Source organism: Neisseria sp. P0008.S010, from assembly GCF_051962715.1.
In the GTDB taxonomy this organism is placed as follows: Bacteria; Pseudomonadota; Gammaproteobacteria; order Burkholderiales; family Neisseriaceae; genus Neisseria; species Neisseria elongata.
In genome coordinates this window covers 1-227 of record NZ_JBQCVA010000469.1, presented here as the reverse complement: position 1 = coordinate 227, position 227 = coordinate 1, and the positions used below count along the sequence as shown (strand labels likewise).

At 45.8% G+C, this 227-nt stretch carries 1 pseudogene; it reads left to right on the top strand.

Features of this window, described 5'->3' with window-relative positions:
* Positions 1–227, top strand: a pseudogene (locus ACTHSL_RS14375) (IS30 family transposase); the annotation flags it as partial.

Sequence of the window (227 nt, the reverse complement as noted above, 5' to 3'; positions counted from 1 at the left end):
ACTGCCCGGGCAGCCATTAGGGCATTAAGGGCACATAAAGACAGGGTGCATACCATCACCATGGATAACGGCAAAGAGTTTTATCAATACACCAAAATAGCCAAAGTATTGAAGGCGGAAACCTATTTTGCCGCCCTTACCATTCTTGGGAAAAAGGGCTGAATGAGAACACCAACGGACTCATCCGACAATATTTCCCCAAACAAACCGATTTCCGAAACATCAGC